Raw genomic sequence first — 16,922 nt, 5'->3', positions numbered from 1 at the left:
CCCAATCAGCCGCGATCCTCGATGTCACCCTCCGTCTCAAGGACGGCGTTCCGCAGCGTCTCCAGCGCCTCGGCCGACGGTTCCGTCCACAGCCCGCGCTGGGCGGCCTCGAGCAGCCGCTCCGCGATCCCGTGCCGCGCCCACGGGTTCGATTTCCGGAAGAACTCGGCCATCTCCGGGTCCGCGACGTACTCCGTGGTCAGCGTCTCGTACATCCAGTCGTCGACCACGCCCGCGGTCGCGTCGTACCCGAACAGGTAGTCCACGGTCGCTGCCATCTCGAACGCGCCCTTGTACCCGTGCCGCCGCATCGCCGCCATCCACCGCGGGTTCACCACCCGGGCGCGAAACACCCGCTTGGCCTCTTCGTCGAGCGACCGCGTCTTCACTTGCGCGGGTACGGCGGAGTCGCCGACGTACGCCTTCGGGTTCGCGCCGGTGAGATGCCGGACCATCGCGATCATGCCGCCGTGGTACTGGAAGTAGTCGTCGGAGTCCATGATGTCGTGCTCGCGGGTGTCCGCGTTCTTCGCGGCGACCTGGATCCGGGCGTACGCGCGCTCCATCGACCCGCGCGCCTCGGCGCCGTCCAGGCCCTTGCCGTACGCGTACCCGCCCCAAACGGCGTACACCTCGGCCAGCTCGGCGTCAGTCCGCCAGTTGCGCGCATCGACGAGCGGCAGCAGGCCGGCGCCGTACGAGCCGGGCTTGGACCCGAACACGCGAGCCGTCGCCTGCCGTACGTCGTTGCCCGAGGCAACGTCTTCGTCAACGTGCGCCTTCAGGAAGTTCTCGGCGGGCGCCTCGTCCAACGCCGCCACCGTTCGCACGGCCTCGTCGAGCAGCGCGACGACGTGCGGGAACGCGTCCCGGAAAAACCCGGAGATCCGGATCGTGACGTCGATCCGCGGCCGTCCGAGCTCCTCGATGCCGACCACGTCGAACCCGGTCACCCGCCGCGACGCCTCGTCCCAGACCGGCCGGCACCCGAGCAGCCACAGCACCTCGGCCAGGTCGTCGCCCTGCGTGCGCATCGCCGACGTACCCCAGATAGTCAGCCCGACCGATCGCGGGTACTCCCCCGTCTCGGCCTGGTGCCGAGCGAGCAGCGAGTCGGCGAGCGCGACGCCGACGTCCCACGCGTTCCGGCTCGGGATCGCCTTCGGGTCGACGGCGTAGAAGTTGCGCCCTGTTGGCAGAACGTTCACCAGCCCACGGGTCGGCGACCCCGACGGCCCGGCCTCGACGAACCGCCCGTCCAACGCCCGCAGTACGTTCGTGAGCTCGTCCCCGGTCCGCGCCAGCCGAGGCACAACCTCCTCCGCCGCAAACCTCAACGTGCGCACTACCTCTTCGGAGTCCCGGGCCAACACCTCAGCCACCACAACCGGAACCTTCGTCACGTCCCAGCTCATGGTCTCCATCCCGACCACGAGCTTCCGCGCAACGGCCTCCAGAATGTCCACTCCATCAGCGCCGGTCACGGCTGGTAGGTCGACGAGAGTGGCGAGGTCGGCGAGATCAGCCGCAGGCCCAGGACTGTCGAGCAGAGCGGCTTCGTCGACGCCGAAGGACTGGCCGAGAGCAGCGCGGAGCCCGCGGATCGAGTACGAGCCGCCCCACAGCTGCCGCGCCCGCAGTACCGCGAGGACGAGGTTCACCCGCGCCTCGCCCACGGGCGCACCGCCGAGGATGTGCAGCCCGTCCCGGATCTGCACGTCCTTGATCTCGCACAGGTAACCGTCCAGGTGCAGCACGAACTCGTCGAATTCGTCGTCCGCCGGCTTGTCCGACGTGTGCAGGTCGTGGTGCAGCTGCGCCGCCTGGATCAGCGTCCAGATCTGCGCCCGCAGTGTCGGCACCTTCTCCGGGTCCAACGCGGACACGGTCGCGTACTCGTCGAGCAGGTACTCCAGCTTCGCCATGTCGCCGTACGTCTCCGCCCGCGCCATCGGCGGCACCAGGTGGTCGACGACGGTCGCGTGCGCCCGCCGCTTGGCCTGCGTCCCCTCCCCCGGGTCGTTGACGATGAACGGGTAGACCATCGGCAGGTTCCCGAGCACGGCGTCCGGCGCGCAGTCGGCCGCCATCCCGATGCCCTTGCCGGGGAGCCATTCCAGCGTGCCGTGCTTGCCGAGGTGTACGACGGCGTGGGCACCGAAACCGCCGTCTTCGGGCCGGGCCTCGAGCCAGCGGTACGCCGCCAGGTAGTGGTGCGACGGCGCCATGTCCGGGTCGTGGTAGATCGCCACCGGGTTCTCGCCGAACCCGCGCGGCGGCTGGATCATCAGTACGACGTTCCCGAACCGCAGCGCCGCGAGCGCGATCGCCGGCTCGTCCCCGGAGTTGTCGACGTACAACTCGCCCGGCGCCGCACCCCACGCCTCGATCATTGCCGCCTGCAACGATTCCGGGGTCCGGCCGAACCACTTCGCGTACGTCGACAGCGGGACCTTCGCCACGGCGTTGGCCAGTTGCTCGTCGGTCAGCCAGTCGACGTCGTGCCCACCGGCCGCGATCAGCCGATGGATCAGCCCGTCCGCGCCGTCCGCGCCCTGCAGCTCGCTCAGGTCCAGCCCGCCGAGGTCGTAGCCGGCGGTCTCCAACTGCCCGAGCAGCACGACCGCCGACGCCGGCGTGTCCAGGCCGACCGCGTTCCCGATCCGCGCGTGCTTGGTCGGGTACGACGACAACACCAGGGCCAGCCGCTTCTCGGCGGCCGGCACGTGCCGCAGCCGGGCGTGCGCGACGGCGATACCGGCCAGCCGCGCACATCGCTCCGCGTCCGGTGCGTACCGGGCCAGCCCGTCGGCGTCGTACGACTTGAACGAGAACGGGATCGTGATCAGCCGTCCGTCGAACTCCGGAATCGCCACCTGCGTCGCCGCGTCCAGCGGGCTGATCGCGGCATCGCTCTCCACCCACTGCTCACGGGTCGACGTCAGGGCGAGGCCCTGGATGAGCGGGATGTCGAGGGAGGCGAGCGCACCGGCGTCCCAAGCGTCATCGGCTCCGCCCGCGCTCGCGTTGGCCGCGACCGAGCCGCCCGCCGCGAGCAACGTGGTGACGAGGACGTCGCACTTCCGCAGCAGCTCGAACAGCCCGGCGTTCTCGTCGCTCGTGGGGTCGAGCCCGCGCAGCGTGCCGCAGTACACCGGCAACGGCTGCGCGCCGGCGTCGGCGACCGCGGTGGCGAGCGCGTCGACGAACGCGGTGTTGCCGGAGATCTCGTGGGCGCGGTAGTAGACGATCCCGACCACCGGCCGGTCGTCCTCGGTGAAGGACCCGCGGACGCCGTACGCCGGGAGTGTCCGCGGCGGCTCGAACTCGTCGCCGGTCAGCAGCAGCGTGTCGCGGAGGAATCCGGCCAGGTTGCGGAGGTTCTCCGCGCCGCCCTCGCGCAGGTAGGCGAGTGCCTCGGTGACCGCGCCGGCGGGCACGGTCGACAGCGACATCAGCTCGGCGTCGGGCGCGGCCTCACCGCTGACCACGACCGTCGGCCTGCCCGACGCGAGGACCGCGTCGAGCCCGTCCTCCCAGGCTCGTTTGCCGCCGAGCAGCCGGACGACGACCACCTCGGCGGCCTCGAGCAGCGGGCCCAGCGCGCTCAGCTCGAGCCGGGCCGGGTTGGCGACCTTCCACCCGGCACCCGCCTCGGCAGCGGCCAGGAGATCGGTATCAGCAGTCGACAGCAGCAGAAGATTCGCAGCCACGCGGGCAGTCCTTCCCGGGGTGTCCACGCCCCGACCGGAGGTACGACGGCGGCAGTTCCTGACTCCCCCTCACGGGGTCACAGTGGCGGGACCGTCCCGGACTCACACCGGGTTCCTGCTGGGTTGCCGTCGGATGACCTTGCTGACTCTAGCGGTGCATGGAGTAGTGCTGGGCCAGGAGATCGGTTCCCCAGTCGTTACGCAGGTCACGCCAGACCGAGTGGATGTGGTTCGCGTCGTCCTGGGTGTTGTCGTACTCGGCCAGGAACGTCGGCCCGGCGATCGAGTAGTAGTGCCGGTGGCCGACCCCGGGTTCGGTCGCGCCGGCCCAGGCGAAGGTCAGGCGCTCGATGCCCTGCTCGGTGATGTCCTGCCAGGTCTGCAACCCGATCGGCCCGGCCGCGCGACCGACGTACTGGCCGATCAGCAGGCTGAAGAGCTGACGCTGGTCCTCGGTCATGTCGCCGTACGGGAGGCCGCTGTGCAGGAGCTTGGGGTCGGCGACCGGGTCGTGGCGGGTCAGGATGTCGTCGGGAGCGTCCGGCGAGACGACCGCGAGCTCGCGCTGACCGGGCTCCAGCGCGTGCAGGAGCTGGAAGCCCAGGTCCTGCTCGGCGGCAAGGAAGCGGCGGCCGGCCTGCGGTCCTTCCCGGACCTCGGCCGGGTTCGAGCCGAGGAACTGCGGGGTGAACGAGATCGCGCCGTCGACCAGTGTGACGTGGATCGCCAGGTGATGACCGTTGAGCCGCCAGGCCCAGGGTTCGACACCGGACGGGTCACCGAGCACCCGCAGTAAGTAGCGCCCGCCGAGGACCGAGCCCTCCCAGGCGCCGGTGTCCGGCAGGGGCGGGATGCCGCGGAGGAGGACCTCGGCGTCGAGGACCGCCCAGGAGTCGGCCGCGCCGCGCTCGCTGCAGCCGATCTCGACCAGCCGCTTCGCCAGATCCTGCTGACCGGGCGTCAGATCGGACAGCGGCAAGCCGGGACGGTCGCCGGGCAGGTAGGTCCAGTCCTTGTGGTCCGGTGTGTCGAAGGGGGCGCGGATCTTGTCGAGCTGGGCGGGCGTCAGGCTCGCCAGCAGGTCGATGACGGCTTGCTGCGTCTGCTCTACAACCATGCCGATCGCTCCGATTCCGTCGGTTCGTAGGATGTCCACTGCTCGAACGGCCGATCCAGCTTGTACCGGAATTCCGGCTGCCGCAGCAGGACGCGTGTTTCGGCGTTGCCCGGGTTGCGCAGCGTCTCGACGAACCGTACCGACCAGTGGAACCAGCGCATGCAGAACAATCGCATCGTGAGCCCGTGCGACACCAGCAGCACGTTCCGTGGCGCGTCCGGCGACTCGAAGTCACGGTGCATCGTCTCGAGGAACGTCGAGACGCGGTCGTACACGTCCGCACCTGACTCGCCGTGGGTGAACCGGTAGAAGAAGTGCCCGAACGCGTCCCGGAGCTCCTCCTGGTGCTCGATGTCCGCGGTGTCCTGCAGGTTCGCCCAGTCCTGCTCGCGCAACCGCGGCTCCTCCCGCGGCAACCCGATCAGGTCGTCCAGCCCCAGCGAGTCCAGCGTCTGCCGAGCCCGCAGGTACGGCGAGACGTACACCCGCGCAGGCTCGTTCTCGAACAGCTCCCGCAGGTACTTCCCCGCCTTGCCCGCCTGCTCGTGCCCGTGCGCCGTCAACGGCACGGCGTGGTCGGGAATCCGCTCATAGACCGTCTTGTCCAGATTCGCCTCGGACTCCCCGTGCCTGATCAGAGCAATTCGCAACGGCCGGTGGCTCAGCCCCATCGCTTCCTCCCCAGTAGTGCGATCCCGGCCGCGACTCCGGCGGCAGCAACTCCAACGCGCCGGGCCAGTGCAGCGGTACGGCGTACGTCGCCAACTGTGGGCGCTGGTCCGTCTCCGAGCGTGCCTCGGTCTTCCTGGTAGGTGCCGTAGTTGTTGGTGCCGCCCAGGGTCAGCCCTAGCGCCCCGGCGAAGGCTGCTTCGACCGGCCCGGCGTTTGGGCTTGGGTGCTTCGGGGCGTCCCGCATCCATGCCGCACGTGCTTCCGGCAGCCGTCCGGCCGCCAAGCCCGTCAGCACCGCACAGACTCGGGCGGGTAGCAGGTTGAGGACGTCGTCCAGGCGGGCGGAGGCCCAGCCGAAGTTCTGGTACTTGGGTGAGTGGTAGCCGACCATCGCGTCGAGGGTGTTGGCCGCGCGGTAGCCGAGGAGGCCGGGGACGCCGAAGATGCCGCCCCAGAGCAGCGGGGCGACGCAGGCGTCGGACGTGTTTTCGGCGATGGACTCCACCGTGGCGCGGGCGAGCTCGTCCGCCTCGAGCATGGTGGCGTCGCGGGCGCAGAGGTGGCTCAGGCGGTCCCGTGCTGCCGGGATGTCTTTCTCCTCCAGCAGGCCCGCCATGGTTTCGGCCTCGCGTTCCAGGCTGCGGGCGCCGAGGACGGTCCAGGTGGCGGCGGCGGTGAGTGCGGTGTGGAGGAACGGATGCCTGCGGGTGAGGCGCTCCAGCGAGATGCCCAGGAACGTCGTGGTACCGACGAGGACCGCCGTGTACGCCGTACCGGCGGGGCGGGAGTCGGCGTACAGGTGGCGCTCGAGGCGGGTCGCGGTCTGGCCGAAACCGGCTACTGAGTGGAAGCGGCGGGGGTCACCGAGGAGGCGGTCGGCGGCGAAGCCGAGGAGGAGACCGAGAGCCCGGGACACCCTACGGAGTCTGCCAGGTCGGCGTTTGTGATTGGGTGATCGGCATGGGAATCGCGGAACTGCTCGAGCGGGTCGCGGGGAGCGGCCAGTTCGGGGTGTGGCTCGGGCGGCTGGACGGCGTACCGGTGTTCGAGCACGAGGCGGAGCGGACGCACTACTCCGCGAGCACGATGAAGCTGCCGGTGGCGATGGCCATGATGGCGAAGGTCGCGGCCGGTGAGCTTGCGCTCGACCAGCCGGTGACGGTGCACAACGACTTCGCGTCCGCGGCCGGCGGCCGGTTCGGCGTCAACCCGGCCGAGGACGAGGCGCCGGCGACCTGGGCCAAGCTCGGCGAGCAGGTTCCGCTCGGCTGGCTCGCCACCGAGATGATCACCCGCTCCAGCAACCTCGCCACCGACCTCGTCCTCGAACAGGTCGGCGTCGACGCCGCCAACCAGGTGCTGGCGAAGTCCGCGATCGGCTCGGGTTCTGTCATCCAGCGCGGGATCGACGACCGGGCCGCTCAGGCGGCCGGGATCAGCAACCTGATGAGTCCGGCCGGGCTGGCCGGCGTACTTGTTGCCGTCGGCAATCAGGTGGACGGTCAGTACGTGCGTGACCTGTTGGCGGGCAACCAGTGGAACGGCGAGATCCCCGCGCTGCTGCCGCCCGGCACTCGAGTCGAGCACAAGAATGGCTGGGACACGCGGATCCGGCACGACGGCGGCATCGTCCGTCCGGACGACGCGGACCCGTTCGTGGTGGTCGTGTGTACGACATCCGACCTGCCCGACGCGGACGCCCAGAAGCTGATCGCCGAGATCGCGCTGGAGGCCTGGAACCACCGCCACGCCCTGGAGACCGTGCGGTGAAGCTCACCACGCACCTCGTGCGAGCGCCCCTCCACACACCCTTCGTCACCGCGCTCCGGTCCACCACGCATGCCGAGTCGCTCCTGGTCGAGCTGACCGACGGCGACCTCACCGGCTGGGGCGAAGCACCGCAGGTCTGGAAGGTGACCGGCGACTCCATCGCCGGCTCTCAGGCCTGCATCGAAGGCCCGATCGCCACCGCTCTCGACGGCCTCGGCCCCGACGACCTGACCGAGGCCCTGCGCCGAGTGCAGGGCGCAGCGGTAGGCAACTTCGCCGCGAAGGACGCGGTCGACGTCGCCTTGCACGACCTGGCAGCGCGTCGACGCGGCCAGACCCTGCACGGCTTCCTCGGCTCGACCGTCGACGTGGTCCGCACCGACGTGACCCTGTCGGTCGGCGACGCAGACGCTCTGGCCGAGGCCGGGCGCGCCCGCCTCGCCGACGGCTTCGACGTACTCAAGCTCAAGCTCGGGACGGACGCCGCCGGCGACATCGAGCGGGTGCGGCGCGTGCGCGACGCGATCGGCCCGGTGCCGCGGCTGCGGCTCGACGCCAACCAGGGATGGACGCGACGCGACGCGGTGAAGGTGATCCAGGCGGTCGAGGACTGTGACCTCGAGCTCGTCGAGCAGCCCGTCGCGGCCGCCGACCTCGAGGGCATGGCATGGGTGAGGGATCGCGTCGGTACGCCGATCCTCGCCGACGAATCCGTCTTCGGCGTCCGCGACCTCGTCAACGTCATCCGGCACGGCGCTGCCGACCTGGTCAACGTCAAGCTCGCCAAGTGCGGCGGCCTGGCCCCCGCCCGGACACTGCTCGAGGTGGCTCGTGAGCACGGGATCGGCGCGATCGTCGGCTGCATGATGGAGGGCCACGTCGGCGTCGGCGCGGCCGCCGCACTCGTCTCGGCGTACCCGACCGTGGCCGTCAACGACCTGGACGCGGCCTGGTGGCTGCGGGCGGCGCCGGTGGCCGGCGGGATCCGGTACGAAGGCTCGCTGATCCGCCTGCCTTCAGGTCCTGGGCTCGGCGTGACAGGCTTGAGCGCATGAAGTTAGCCGCCGCCAAAGTCCCGGTCAGTACGGTCTGGACCTCGCCGGATGCGCCGCGTGACGTGGACGCTCCGGCGATCGCCGCTCAACCCGACGTGGCCGCCTGGGCCGCCTCGATGAACACCGAGATCCGGCTCGGCCTGCACGGCCGGACGCTCACCCAGCTGCTGTTCGCCGAACCCGTCCTGGTGCGGTCGGAACGCGACGGCTGGTCCGAGATCCTGGCGCCCTGGCAGCCGTCGTCGCAGGACGAGCTCGGGTACCCCGGGTGGGTGCCGTCGAGTCACCTCGGCGAGCTGCCGCAGAGCGCCGAGTCACCGGTCACCATCGCCGTACCGACCGCCTCCCTGCTGGACGAGCCTGGTGGCCGTCCGGTGGCCGAGCTGTCGTTCGCGACCGTGCTGGCCTCCGTGGAGCAGGCCAATGGCTTCACCCGGGTGGCTACGCCCGACGCCGGCTCCGCGTGGCTCGCTGACGACGTACTGCGGTCCGCGCATGAGCCGTCGGAGCCGGAGGACCGGCTGAAGCTGGGGTCGTTGTTCCTCGGGCTGGAGTACCTCTGGGGTGGTACGGCGGCGTACGGGCTGGACTGCTCCGGGCTGGTGCACACGGTGAGCCGAGTGCTCGGGCTGAGGACGCCGCGGGACGCCCATGACCAGGCGGACACACTGATGAACATCCCGGCGGACGAGGCGCGGCCGGGCGACCTGTACTTCTTCGCCCGGCCGGGGAAGCCGGTGCACCACGTCGGGTTCGTTTCGCCGGAGGGGATGCTGCACGCGTCCGAGACCGGCAAGCGGCTGGAGAACGGGCCGCTGACCGACGAACGCCACGCGATGCTGGTCGCCGCTGCCCGCTACTGACGCTCCTCCGCCGGCTTGGGGTCCACCGCCGGCGCGGGGTCGACCGCCGGCGTGCTGTTGCGCGACTTGTGCAGGCTGGCGACCGTGGTGATGCCGAGCGTGATGATGATGAAGCCGAGCGAGAACCAGATCGGGATCTCCGGCGCCCACTCGATGTGGTGACCGCCGTTGACGAACGGCAACTCGTTCACGTGCATGGCGTGCAGGACCAGCTTCACACCGATGAACGCGAGCACCACCGACAGGCCGATCGACAGGTAGACCAGCCGCTTCAGCAGGTCACCGAGCAGGAAGTACAGCTGCCGCAGACCCATCAGCGCGAACACGTTCGCGGTGAAGACCAGGAACGGCTCCTGGGTCAGGCCGTAGATCGCCGGGATCGAGTCGAGCGCGAACAGCAGGTCCGTCGTGCCGAGCGCGATGATCACGAGCGCCATCGGGGTGACGAGCCGCTTGCCGTTCTTCCGCACGGTCAGCTTGACGCCGTTGTACTCGTCGGTGGCGTTCAGCCGCTTCTTCGCGAACCGGATGACCGCGTTCTCCTTGAAGTCGTCGTCGTCGTTCTCGCCCTGCATCGCGAGGTGGATCGCGGTGTAGACCAGGAACGCACCGAACAGGTAGAAGACCCAGGAGAACTCGTTGATCGCGGCCGCGCCGACCGCGATGAAGACGCCGCGGAACACCAGCGCCAGGATGATGCCGATCAGCAGCGCGGTCTGCTGGTACTTCCTGGGCACGCTGAACCTGGACATGATGATCAGGAAGATGAACAGGTTGTCGACGCTCAGGCTGTACTCGGTCAGCCAGCCGGCGAAGAACTCACCGGCGTACTCGCCGCCGGAGAACACCCAGACACCGAGGCCGAACAGCACCGCGAGGCCTACGTACCCGGCGATCGCCCGGGCCGATTCCTTGGTGCTCGGCTCGTGCGGGCGACGGCCGATGACGAAGACGTCGACGATCAGCAGCGCGAGCAGCAGGCCGACGGTGATGTACCAGACATAAGGCGCAACGTGCATTGATACCTCCGGAGCTCAGACGAAACATCCACTCCGAAGGTCTCTTCCGCCTGGCCGGTGCGGCCGGGCCGGTGGCACCGGGCCTGGGCGTGAACCCGAGACCGTGATGACGATGCCGCCGCGAAGGAATACTCCCCTTCTCCGCCTCTATTCTGACTGCTGGTTGTCCACAACTCCAAATCATGCTCAGAAATCAATTGGTTGCCGATGAACCTCGTCGCGATCAGCGGAAAGCTGCGACGTGGTCGCGGGCCCACTCGGCGTACGGGACCGGCGGCCGCCCGAGGACCCGCTCGGCGGTGGCGGTCCGGAACCAGCCGTCCGCCGCGGTCCCCCGGCGGACGAAGTGCAGGATCGCGTCGACGATCTCCGGCTCCCCCACGCCGAACATCTCCCGGGCGCGGCGCTCGTCGAGCTCCTCGACGGCGATCGACTCGTCGAGCTCCTCGGCGATCAGGGCGACCTGCTCGCGCAGGGTCAGCGGCTCGGCGCCGGTCAGCAGCGCGGAGACCTCCTGAGGGTCGGCGCCGGACAGGGCCGCGACGGCGACTGCGGCGATGTCGCGTTCGTGGATCGGCGCGGAGACGGAGCCGGGGTGGACGAGGCTGACGGTCCGGCGGGACCTGATCGAGGACGCCCAGTTCAGGGCGTTGTTGGCCAACACCAGCGGCCGGATCGGCACCAACTCCGGGCCGCTGGTGCTCAGCAGGTCCTCGGTCATTCGGTGCTCGACGGTGATCGGGTTGGACGTTGCCCAGGGCAGCAACACGCTCCCCGAGGACAGCAGGACGACACGTTCGACGCCGGCGGCGCGGGCGGCCTTGCCGAAGGCGGTCGCGCCGTGGGGTTCGGCGTACAGGAAGACCTGCTTGACGCCGTCCAGGGCCGCGGCGAGCGTCTCCGGGCGGGTCAGGTCGGCCTGGACGACGTCGATGCCGGGCGCGAAGTCGGCCTTCGCGAGGTCGCGGACGGAGGCGCGCACCGGTACGCGGGCCGCCTGCAGCCCGTCGAGAACGTGCCGGCCGACGGCGCCGCGAGCGCCGATGACGAGAGTGGTCATGGAGAGAGCTCCTCACGATTGATTTCGTCGACCAGCATGCTGGAGCGGCTCACGAAGTAGCGTGAGGTGGGACGAAAGTGTGCGGATCTCGACAGGTCGCGCTGGTTGGGTGTCGTTATCCGACGGAGCGAGGTACGGCGTAGCGCGTCGTCGCGGCCTTGACCGTGCGCAGGACCGGGGTCAGGTTGACCTGGGTGACACCGGGCTGCCCGGCGATCTGGGTCGTCAGGTACCGATACAGGCCGCCGGGTGAGTGACTGCCGATCGCCGCGAAGAGCGACGTCGACCCGGTCGTGGCGGCTACGAAGGCGACCTCGGCGTGTGTGGCGAGGGCGCGGCCGATCGCGTCGAGCCGATCCGGGGTGACGGCGAGCCGCAGCATCGCCCGAGCGGGCACACCTTGCAGGCGTGGGTCGGCATCGATGTCGAAACTGAGCACGCCGGTCGCGACCAGCGCGCGCAGCCGTCGGCGTACCGTCGGTGCGGACACCTCGCAGACCTTCGCGAGGCGCTCGATCGGCGCGCGGCCGTCGGTCCGTAGCTCGTCGAACAGCCGGCGGTCGACCTCGTCGAGCGCGACCGCCGCTCCGGTCGAGTCGGGTGCCGGCGGTTGGCGCTGCAGCTCGGCGACCTGGTCGGGACGTAGCGAGCCGGCCTTGGCATACGGCGACCCCGCGCCGCCGTAGAAGACCTGGAGAACCTCGGCGGCCTCAACGTCGATGACCTGCCTGGTCCGGGGCAGTACTTCGAGCAGGAGCGGGCCGACGTCGTCGCCGTACACCGTGCACTCGATCTCGGTGCCGCCCGCGCAGAGATTCACCCAGCTGGTGTCCGGCCGGCGGGCGAGCGCGTCCGCGACCTCACCGGCGGCACTCGGTACGGCGCGCACCCGCAGCAGCCACTGCACCTCCCGGGTCCGGCCGGGGTGACTCAGCGCCGTGACGCGGAGGGCGCCGCTCTCCCTGAGCCGTGCGTACCGGCGGGCGACGGTCTGGTCGGAGACGCCGAGGACCTCGGCCAGGCGACGGAACGGCGCGCGGGCGTCGACGTGCAACGCGTGGAGCAGTTCACGGTCGAGCTGGTCGAACGGGTCTGCGGTCACGGATGTCGAGAATAGAACACTGCGCCGCGATCCGTGGAGCATCAGGGAACGCTGACGCCGCCGTCCGCAACGATCACCGCGCCGGTGACGAAGCTCGAGCGAGGTGAGGCGAGGAACAGGACGACCTCGGCGATGTCCTCCGATGTCCCGTAGCGGCCGAGCGGGGCCTGCGCACCGAGGAACTGCATCTGCTCCTCGGGCACGATCTCCAGCAGCTTGTCGGTCCGGATCATCCCGGCACAGACCGCGTTCACCCGCACGCCGGCGGACCCGAACTCGACCGACCACGACCGGGTCATCGACTCCAGCGCCGCCTTGGTCCCGCTGTACGCCGCGGCGACCGGCATCCCGATCCGGGCGCCGATCGAGGACGTGTTGACGATCGCGCCACCGCCGGCCGCGGCCATCCGCGGGGCGATCGAGGCGGTCAGGAAGTAGGCGCTGCGTAGGTTGACGTCGTAGATCCGCTGGAACTCGTCGGGCGTGACCGCCACGGTCGGGACCATCGGGTAGAACCCGGCGTTGTTGACCAGGATGCCGATCTCGCCGACCGTTTCGGTCAGTCGATCGAGCTCGCCCAAATCGGCCAGATCGGCCGGCACGAACGTTGCCCGGCCGCCCGCTGTCAGACCCCATCGCACGACTGTAGGTTTCGCCGCCGGTCCGCCGCCCCGCCACACCGCCCGCTGACCACGAACTGCTCAGAACCTCACTCGGGGCGCAGCCTGCGTGGCAGCTTCGACACCACCGTCGCGTAGGACGCGTCGATCAGCTCGAGGATCTCGTCATCGGGCACGACCCCGCCCAGCCGCACGGTGTTCCAGCCGGACCGCCCGAGGTACGGCATCTTGCTGACAGCGTCGGGATAGGTCTCGACCAGCTCGTCGGCCTCTTCCCGAGTCGCCCCACACTTCAGCCCGACGCTGCTCCCGCCGCCGAGAAACGCGAAGATCTTGTCCCCCACCTTCGCGACCGTGTCGCCTTCCCACGGCTCGTCCGGCCAGGCCCCAGGCTTCCCCAGGCAGTAAGCCAGCACGTCGGCACCACTCAGCCGTGCCATCCGCGCCATCAGCTGTGGGTGACGGCTTCGACGTTGTTGCCGTCGGGGTCTCGCATGAAGACGGCGTAGTAGCCGGGGTGGTACTCGGGCCATTCCTTCGGTGCGTGGAGGACCTCGGCGCCGAGCTCCTGTACTGCGTCGTGGATCTGGTCGACGGTCGCCCGGTCTGGGGCCGTGAATGCCACGTGGATCTCGCGCTGCACCCCACCCGTCGTCTGCTTGCCCAGCCAGAACTTCGGTACGCCGTCGGCGCCGGACAGACCGAGGACGTCGCCGAACTCCATCGCCACCTTGATACCCAACGGGCCCAGCACGGCCTCGTAGAACCGGCGGCTGGCGTCCAGGTTGTCGCACTGCACCGACAGATGATCGAACACGCTTCCTCCCCCTGCTGGCTGGTCGTGAATTGCACACTAGACCCCAGGAGGGACAGAACTATGACATCGGTTGTGGTTGCCGCGGTCCAGGCCGGCTCGGTGCTGTTCGACACCCCGGCGACGCTCGAGAAGGCCGAGCGCTACGTGCGGGAAGCCGCCGCGTCCGGGGCTCGCTTGATCGTGCTGCCCGAGGCGTTCCTCGGTGGTTACCCGAAGGGCGCCGACTTCGGGATCGTGGTCGGCTCACGGTCGCCCGAGGGTCGCGAGCTGTTCCGCCGGTACCGCGAGGCAGCCGTCACGCTCGACGGGCCGGAGGTCGGGCGGCTCGCGGAGCTGGCGGCCGAGCTCGACGTACACCTGGTCGCGGGGGTGATCGAGCGCGACGGCGGGACGCTCTACTGCACCGCGGTGTTCATCGATCCGCAGCACGGCCTGGTGGCGCACCACCGGAAGCTGATGCCGACCGCGGCCGAGCGGTACCTCTGGGGTCAGGGCGACGGCTCGACGATGCCCGCGGTCCGGACCGGGTTCGCGACGCTCGGCGCCGCGATCTGCTGGGAGAACTACATGCCGCTGTTCCGCCAGTCGATGTACGCGAAGGGCGTCGAGATCTGGTGCGCCCCGACGGTCGACGACCGCGAGCAGTGGCAGGCGACGATGCGCCACATCGCGCTCGAGGGCCGCTGCTTCGTCGTCAGCGCGAACCAGTACCTGACCGATACCTCAACGACACCTGCGACCGTGCTGATCAACGGCGGCAGCACGATCATCTCGCCGCTCGGCGAGATCCTCGCCGGCCCGTTGCGGACCGGCGAGGGTGTCCTCGTCGCGGAGCTCGACCTCGCCGAACTCGATCGCGGGTACTTCGACTTCGACTCCGTCGGCCACTACGCACGGCCGGACATCTTCACCCTGACGGTGGACGAGTCGCCCCGCCACACCGTCGTACGTCGCAGCGGACCGCCGCGGAGCTGACCTACTTCGCGCCGGCGTTCGTCATCTGGCGGAGCTCCTTCTTCAGCTCGGAGATCTCGTCGCGGAACCGGGCCGCGACCTCGAACTGGAGCTCGGCGGCCGCGTTGTGCATCTGGTCGGTCAGCTGCTGGATCAGGTCCGCGAGGTCGGAGGACGGCAGGCCACCGGCCAGCTCCTTCGCCTTCTCCCCCGCCCGGTCACCGGCACGGCCCTTGCCGCCACCCGGCACCGGCGCCTTGCCGCGCGACTGCGTCCGCCCGGAGCCGAGCAGCTCCGCGGTGTCCGCGTCCTCGCGGGCCAGCATGTCGGTGATGTCCGCGATCCGCTTCCGCAGCGGCTGCGGGTCGATCCCGTGCTCCTCGTTGTACGCCGTCTGCTTCGCGCGCCGCCGGTTGGTCTCGTCGATCGCCTGCTCCATCGACGGCGTGATCCTGTCGGCGTACATGAACACCTGGCCGGACACGTTCCGCGCCGCGCGGCCGATGGTCTGGATCAGCGATCGGCCGGAGCGCAGGAAGCCTTCCTTGTCCGCGTCCAGGATCGCGACCAGCGACACCTCGGGCAGGTCCAGACCCTCGCGCAGCAGGTTGATGCCGACGAGGACGTCGAACTCGCCCATCCGCAGCTCGCGCAGCAGCTCGACCCGCCGCAGCGTGTCCACCTCGCTGTGCAGGTACCGCGTCCGGATGCCCATCTCGAGCAGGTAGTCGGTCAGGTCCTCGGACATCTTCTTGGTCAGCGTCGTCACCAGGACCCGCTCGTCGCGCTCGACCCGGCCCCGGATCTCGTGGATCAGGTCGTCGATCTGGCCCTTGGTCGGCTTCACGATCACCTCGGGGTCGACCAGACCGGTCGGCCGGATGATCTGCTCGACGAACCCGTCCGACTTGTCCTGCTCGTACTGCCCCGGGGTCGCGGACAGGTAGACCGTCTGGCCGATCCGCTCCAGGAACTCCTCCCAGCGCAGCGGCCGGTTGTCCATCGCCGACGGCAGCCGGAACCCGTGCTCGACCAGCGTCCGCTTCCGGGACATGTCGCCCTCGTACATCCCGCCGATCTGCGGGACGGTCACGTGCGACTCGTCGATGACGAGCAGGAAGTCCTCGGGGAAGTAGTCGAGCAGGCAGTGCGGCGCCGAACCGGGCTCGCGGCCGTCGGTGTGCCGCGAGTAGTTCTCGATCCCGGAGCAGGTGCCGATCTGCCGCATCATCTCGATGTCGTACGTCGTCCGCATCCGCAGCCGCTGCGCCTCGAGCAGCTGACCGTTCCGCTCCAGCTCGGTGAGGCGCTCCGCGAGCTCGGCCTCGATCGAGGTGATCGCGCGCTCCATCTTCTCCGGCGCGGTCACGTAGTGCGTGGCGGCACCGATGTAGACCTCGTCCTCCTCGCTGAGCACTTCGCCGGTGACCGGGTGCAGCGTCATCACCCGCTCGATCTCGTCACCGAAGAACTCCACCCGGACGGCCAGCTCCTGGTACACCGGGAAGACCTCGAGTGTGTCGCCGCGGACCCGGAACGTGCCGCGGGTGCCGGCCAGGTCGTTGCGCGCGTACTGCACGCCGACCAGCTTGCGGAGCAGGCCGTCGCGGTCCATCTCGGTGCCGACCTTCACATGAATCATCCGGTTCATGTACTCGTCGGCGGAGCCCAGGCCGTAGATGCAGGACACGGTCGCGACCACGACCACGTCGCGACGGGTCAGCAGCGACCAGGTGGCCGAGTGCCGGAGCCGCTCGACCTCCTCGTTGATCGAGGAGTCCTTCTCGATGTAGGTGTCCGTCTGCGGGACATACGCCTCGGGCTGGTAGTAGTCGTAGTACGAGACGAAGTACTCGACCGCGTTCTCCGGGAAGAAGTGGCGGAGCTCGTTCGCGAACTGGGCCGCGAGCGTCTTGTTCGGCTGCAGGATCAGCATCGGCCGCTGGATCCGCTCGGCCAGCCAGGCGATCGTCGCGGTCTTACCGGTACCGGTCGCGCCCAGCAGCACGACATCCTGCTCACCGGCGTTGATCCGCCGCTCCAGGTCGGCGATCGCGGCCGGCTGGTCACCGGCCGGCTGGAAGTCCGACTCCACCTTCAGCGGCGCGACCATCCGCTGCAGTTCCGACACCTCTCTCATGCCCACCACCGTACGACCCC

Annotated in this window: 15 protein-coding genes and 1 riboswitch; of the genes, 4 read left to right on the top strand and 11 right to left on the bottom strand. The window is 69.7% G+C overall.

Annotation, left to right across the window (positions count from 1 at the left end; translation table 11 throughout):
* Positions 1 to 5 precede the first annotated feature (5 nt).
* From cobN to AB0E69_RS18105, 4 genes are all read right to left on the bottom strand, one after another.
* Entirely contained in the window at positions 6 to 3,713 is a 3,708-nt protein-coding gene (gene cobN, locus AB0E69_RS18120) for a cobaltochelatase subunit CobN (RefSeq protein ID WP_360146547.1), read from the bottom strand.
* A gap of 32 nt (positions 3,714 to 3,745) precedes the next feature.
* Positions 3,746 to 3,859, bottom strand: a riboswitch (cobalamin riboswitch).
* A gap of 2 nt (positions 3,860 to 3,861) precedes the next feature.
* Complete coding sequence (locus AB0E69_RS18115) at positions 3,862 to 4,830, bottom strand: DUF3500 domain-containing protein (RefSeq protein WP_360146544.1); 969 nt, start codon at positions 4,828 to 4,830, stop codon at positions 3,862 to 3,864.
* Positions 4,821 to 5,501 carry a phosphoglycerate mutase family protein gene (locus AB0E69_RS18110; protein WP_360146541.1) on the bottom strand — a complete coding sequence of 227 codons (681 nt, stop codon included), beginning with the start codon at positions 5,499 to 5,501 and terminating at the stop codon, positions 4,821 to 4,823. The genes AB0E69_RS18115 and AB0E69_RS18110 overlap by 10 nt, the downstream gene beginning before the upstream one ends.
* Entirely contained in the window at positions 5,492 to 6,418 is a 927-nt protein-coding gene (locus tag AB0E69_RS18105; RefSeq protein ID WP_360146538.1) for a cobalamin biosynthesis protein, read from the bottom strand. The genes AB0E69_RS18110 and AB0E69_RS18105 overlap by 10 nt, the downstream gene beginning before the upstream one ends.
* A gap of 44 nt (positions 6,419 to 6,462) precedes the next feature.
* Between AB0E69_RS18105 and AB0E69_RS18100 the strand changes: the two genes are divergently transcribed.
* Genes AB0E69_RS18100 through AB0E69_RS18090 form a run of 3 tightly spaced genes read left to right on the top strand, consistent with a single transcriptional unit; the run spans position 6,463 to position 9,190 of the window.
* Positions 6,463 to 7,272 carry a serine hydrolase gene (locus AB0E69_RS18100; protein WP_360146535.1) on the top strand — a complete coding sequence of 270 codons (810 nt, stop codon included), beginning with the start codon at positions 6,463 to 6,465 and terminating at the stop codon, positions 7,270 to 7,272.
* A complete protein-coding gene (locus tag AB0E69_RS18095) occupies positions 7,269 to 8,327 on the top strand; it encodes a dipeptide epimerase (protein WP_360146532.1) in 1,059 nt (352 codons plus the stop codon). The genes AB0E69_RS18100 and AB0E69_RS18095 overlap by 4 nt, the downstream gene beginning before the upstream one ends.
* Positions 8,324 to 9,190 (top strand): NlpC/P60 family protein, encoded by an 867-nt coding sequence (locus tag AB0E69_RS18090; RefSeq protein WP_360146529.1) that lies wholly within the window; start codon positions 8,324 to 8,326, stop codon positions 9,188 to 9,190. Before AB0E69_RS18095 ends, AB0E69_RS18090 begins: the two co-directional genes overlap by 4 nt.
* On the opposite strand, the gene AB0E69_RS18085 is transcribed toward AB0E69_RS18090, so the two are convergent.
* From AB0E69_RS18085 to AB0E69_RS18060, 6 genes are all read right to left on the bottom strand, one after another.
* A complete protein-coding gene (locus AB0E69_RS18085; RefSeq protein WP_360146526.1) occupies positions 9,184 to 10,209 on the bottom strand; it encodes a TerC family protein in 1,026 nt (341 codons plus the stop codon). The two genes, AB0E69_RS18090 and AB0E69_RS18085, sit on opposite strands and share 7 nt — an antisense overlap.
* Before the next feature lie 223 nt (positions 10,210 to 10,432).
* Positions 10,433 to 11,269, bottom strand: a complete 837-nt coding sequence (locus AB0E69_RS18080) for an NAD(P)H-binding protein (protein ID WP_360146523.1) — start codon at positions 11,267 to 11,269, stop codon at positions 10,433 to 10,435.
* Between the two features lie 115 nt (positions 11,270 to 11,384).
* Positions 11,385 to 12,371, bottom strand: a complete 987-nt coding sequence (locus AB0E69_RS18075; RefSeq protein WP_360146520.1) for an Lrp/AsnC family transcriptional regulator — start codon at positions 12,369 to 12,371, stop codon at positions 11,385 to 11,387.
* Between the two features lie 41 nt (positions 12,372 to 12,412).
* Positions 12,413 to 13,012: an SDR family oxidoreductase gene (locus AB0E69_RS18070; RefSeq protein ID WP_360146517.1), complete on the bottom strand. Its 600-nt coding sequence runs from the start codon at positions 13,010 to 13,012 to the stop codon at positions 12,413 to 12,415.
* A gap of 68 nt (positions 13,013 to 13,080) precedes the next feature.
* Positions 13,081 to 13,440, bottom strand: a complete 360-nt coding sequence (locus AB0E69_RS18065; RefSeq protein WP_360146514.1) for an MmcQ/YjbR family DNA-binding protein — start codon at positions 13,438 to 13,440, stop codon at positions 13,081 to 13,083.
* Complete coding sequence (locus AB0E69_RS18060; RefSeq protein ID WP_360146511.1) at positions 13,440 to 13,808, bottom strand: VOC family protein; 369 nt, start codon at positions 13,806 to 13,808, stop codon at positions 13,440 to 13,442. The genes AB0E69_RS18065 and AB0E69_RS18060 overlap by 1 nt, the downstream gene beginning before the upstream one ends.
* A gap of 60 nt (positions 13,809 to 13,868) precedes the next feature.
* On the opposite strand from AB0E69_RS18060, the gene AB0E69_RS18055 reads away from it, so the two are divergent.
* Positions 13,869 to 14,783, top strand: coding sequence for a carbon-nitrogen hydrolase family protein (locus AB0E69_RS18055; protein WP_360146508.1), 915 nt, complete (start codon positions 13,869 to 13,871; stop codon positions 14,781 to 14,783).
* Between the two features lies 1 nt (position 14,784).
* Here AB0E69_RS18055 and uvrB read toward each other — a convergent pair whose 3' ends face one another.
* Positions 14,785 to 16,902 carry an excinuclease ABC subunit UvrB gene (gene uvrB, locus AB0E69_RS18050; protein WP_360146505.1) on the bottom strand — a complete coding sequence of 706 codons (2,118 nt, stop codon included), beginning with the start codon at positions 16,900 to 16,902 and terminating at the stop codon, positions 14,785 to 14,787.
* Positions 16,903 to 16,922 lie beyond the last annotated feature (20 nt).

Source organism: Kribbella sp. NPDC026611, from assembly GCF_040638345.1.
Taxonomy (GTDB): Bacteria; Actinomycetota; Actinomycetes; order Propionibacteriales; family Kribbellaceae; genus Kribbella.
This window is presented reverse-complemented; position numbering and strand designations above follow the sequence as displayed.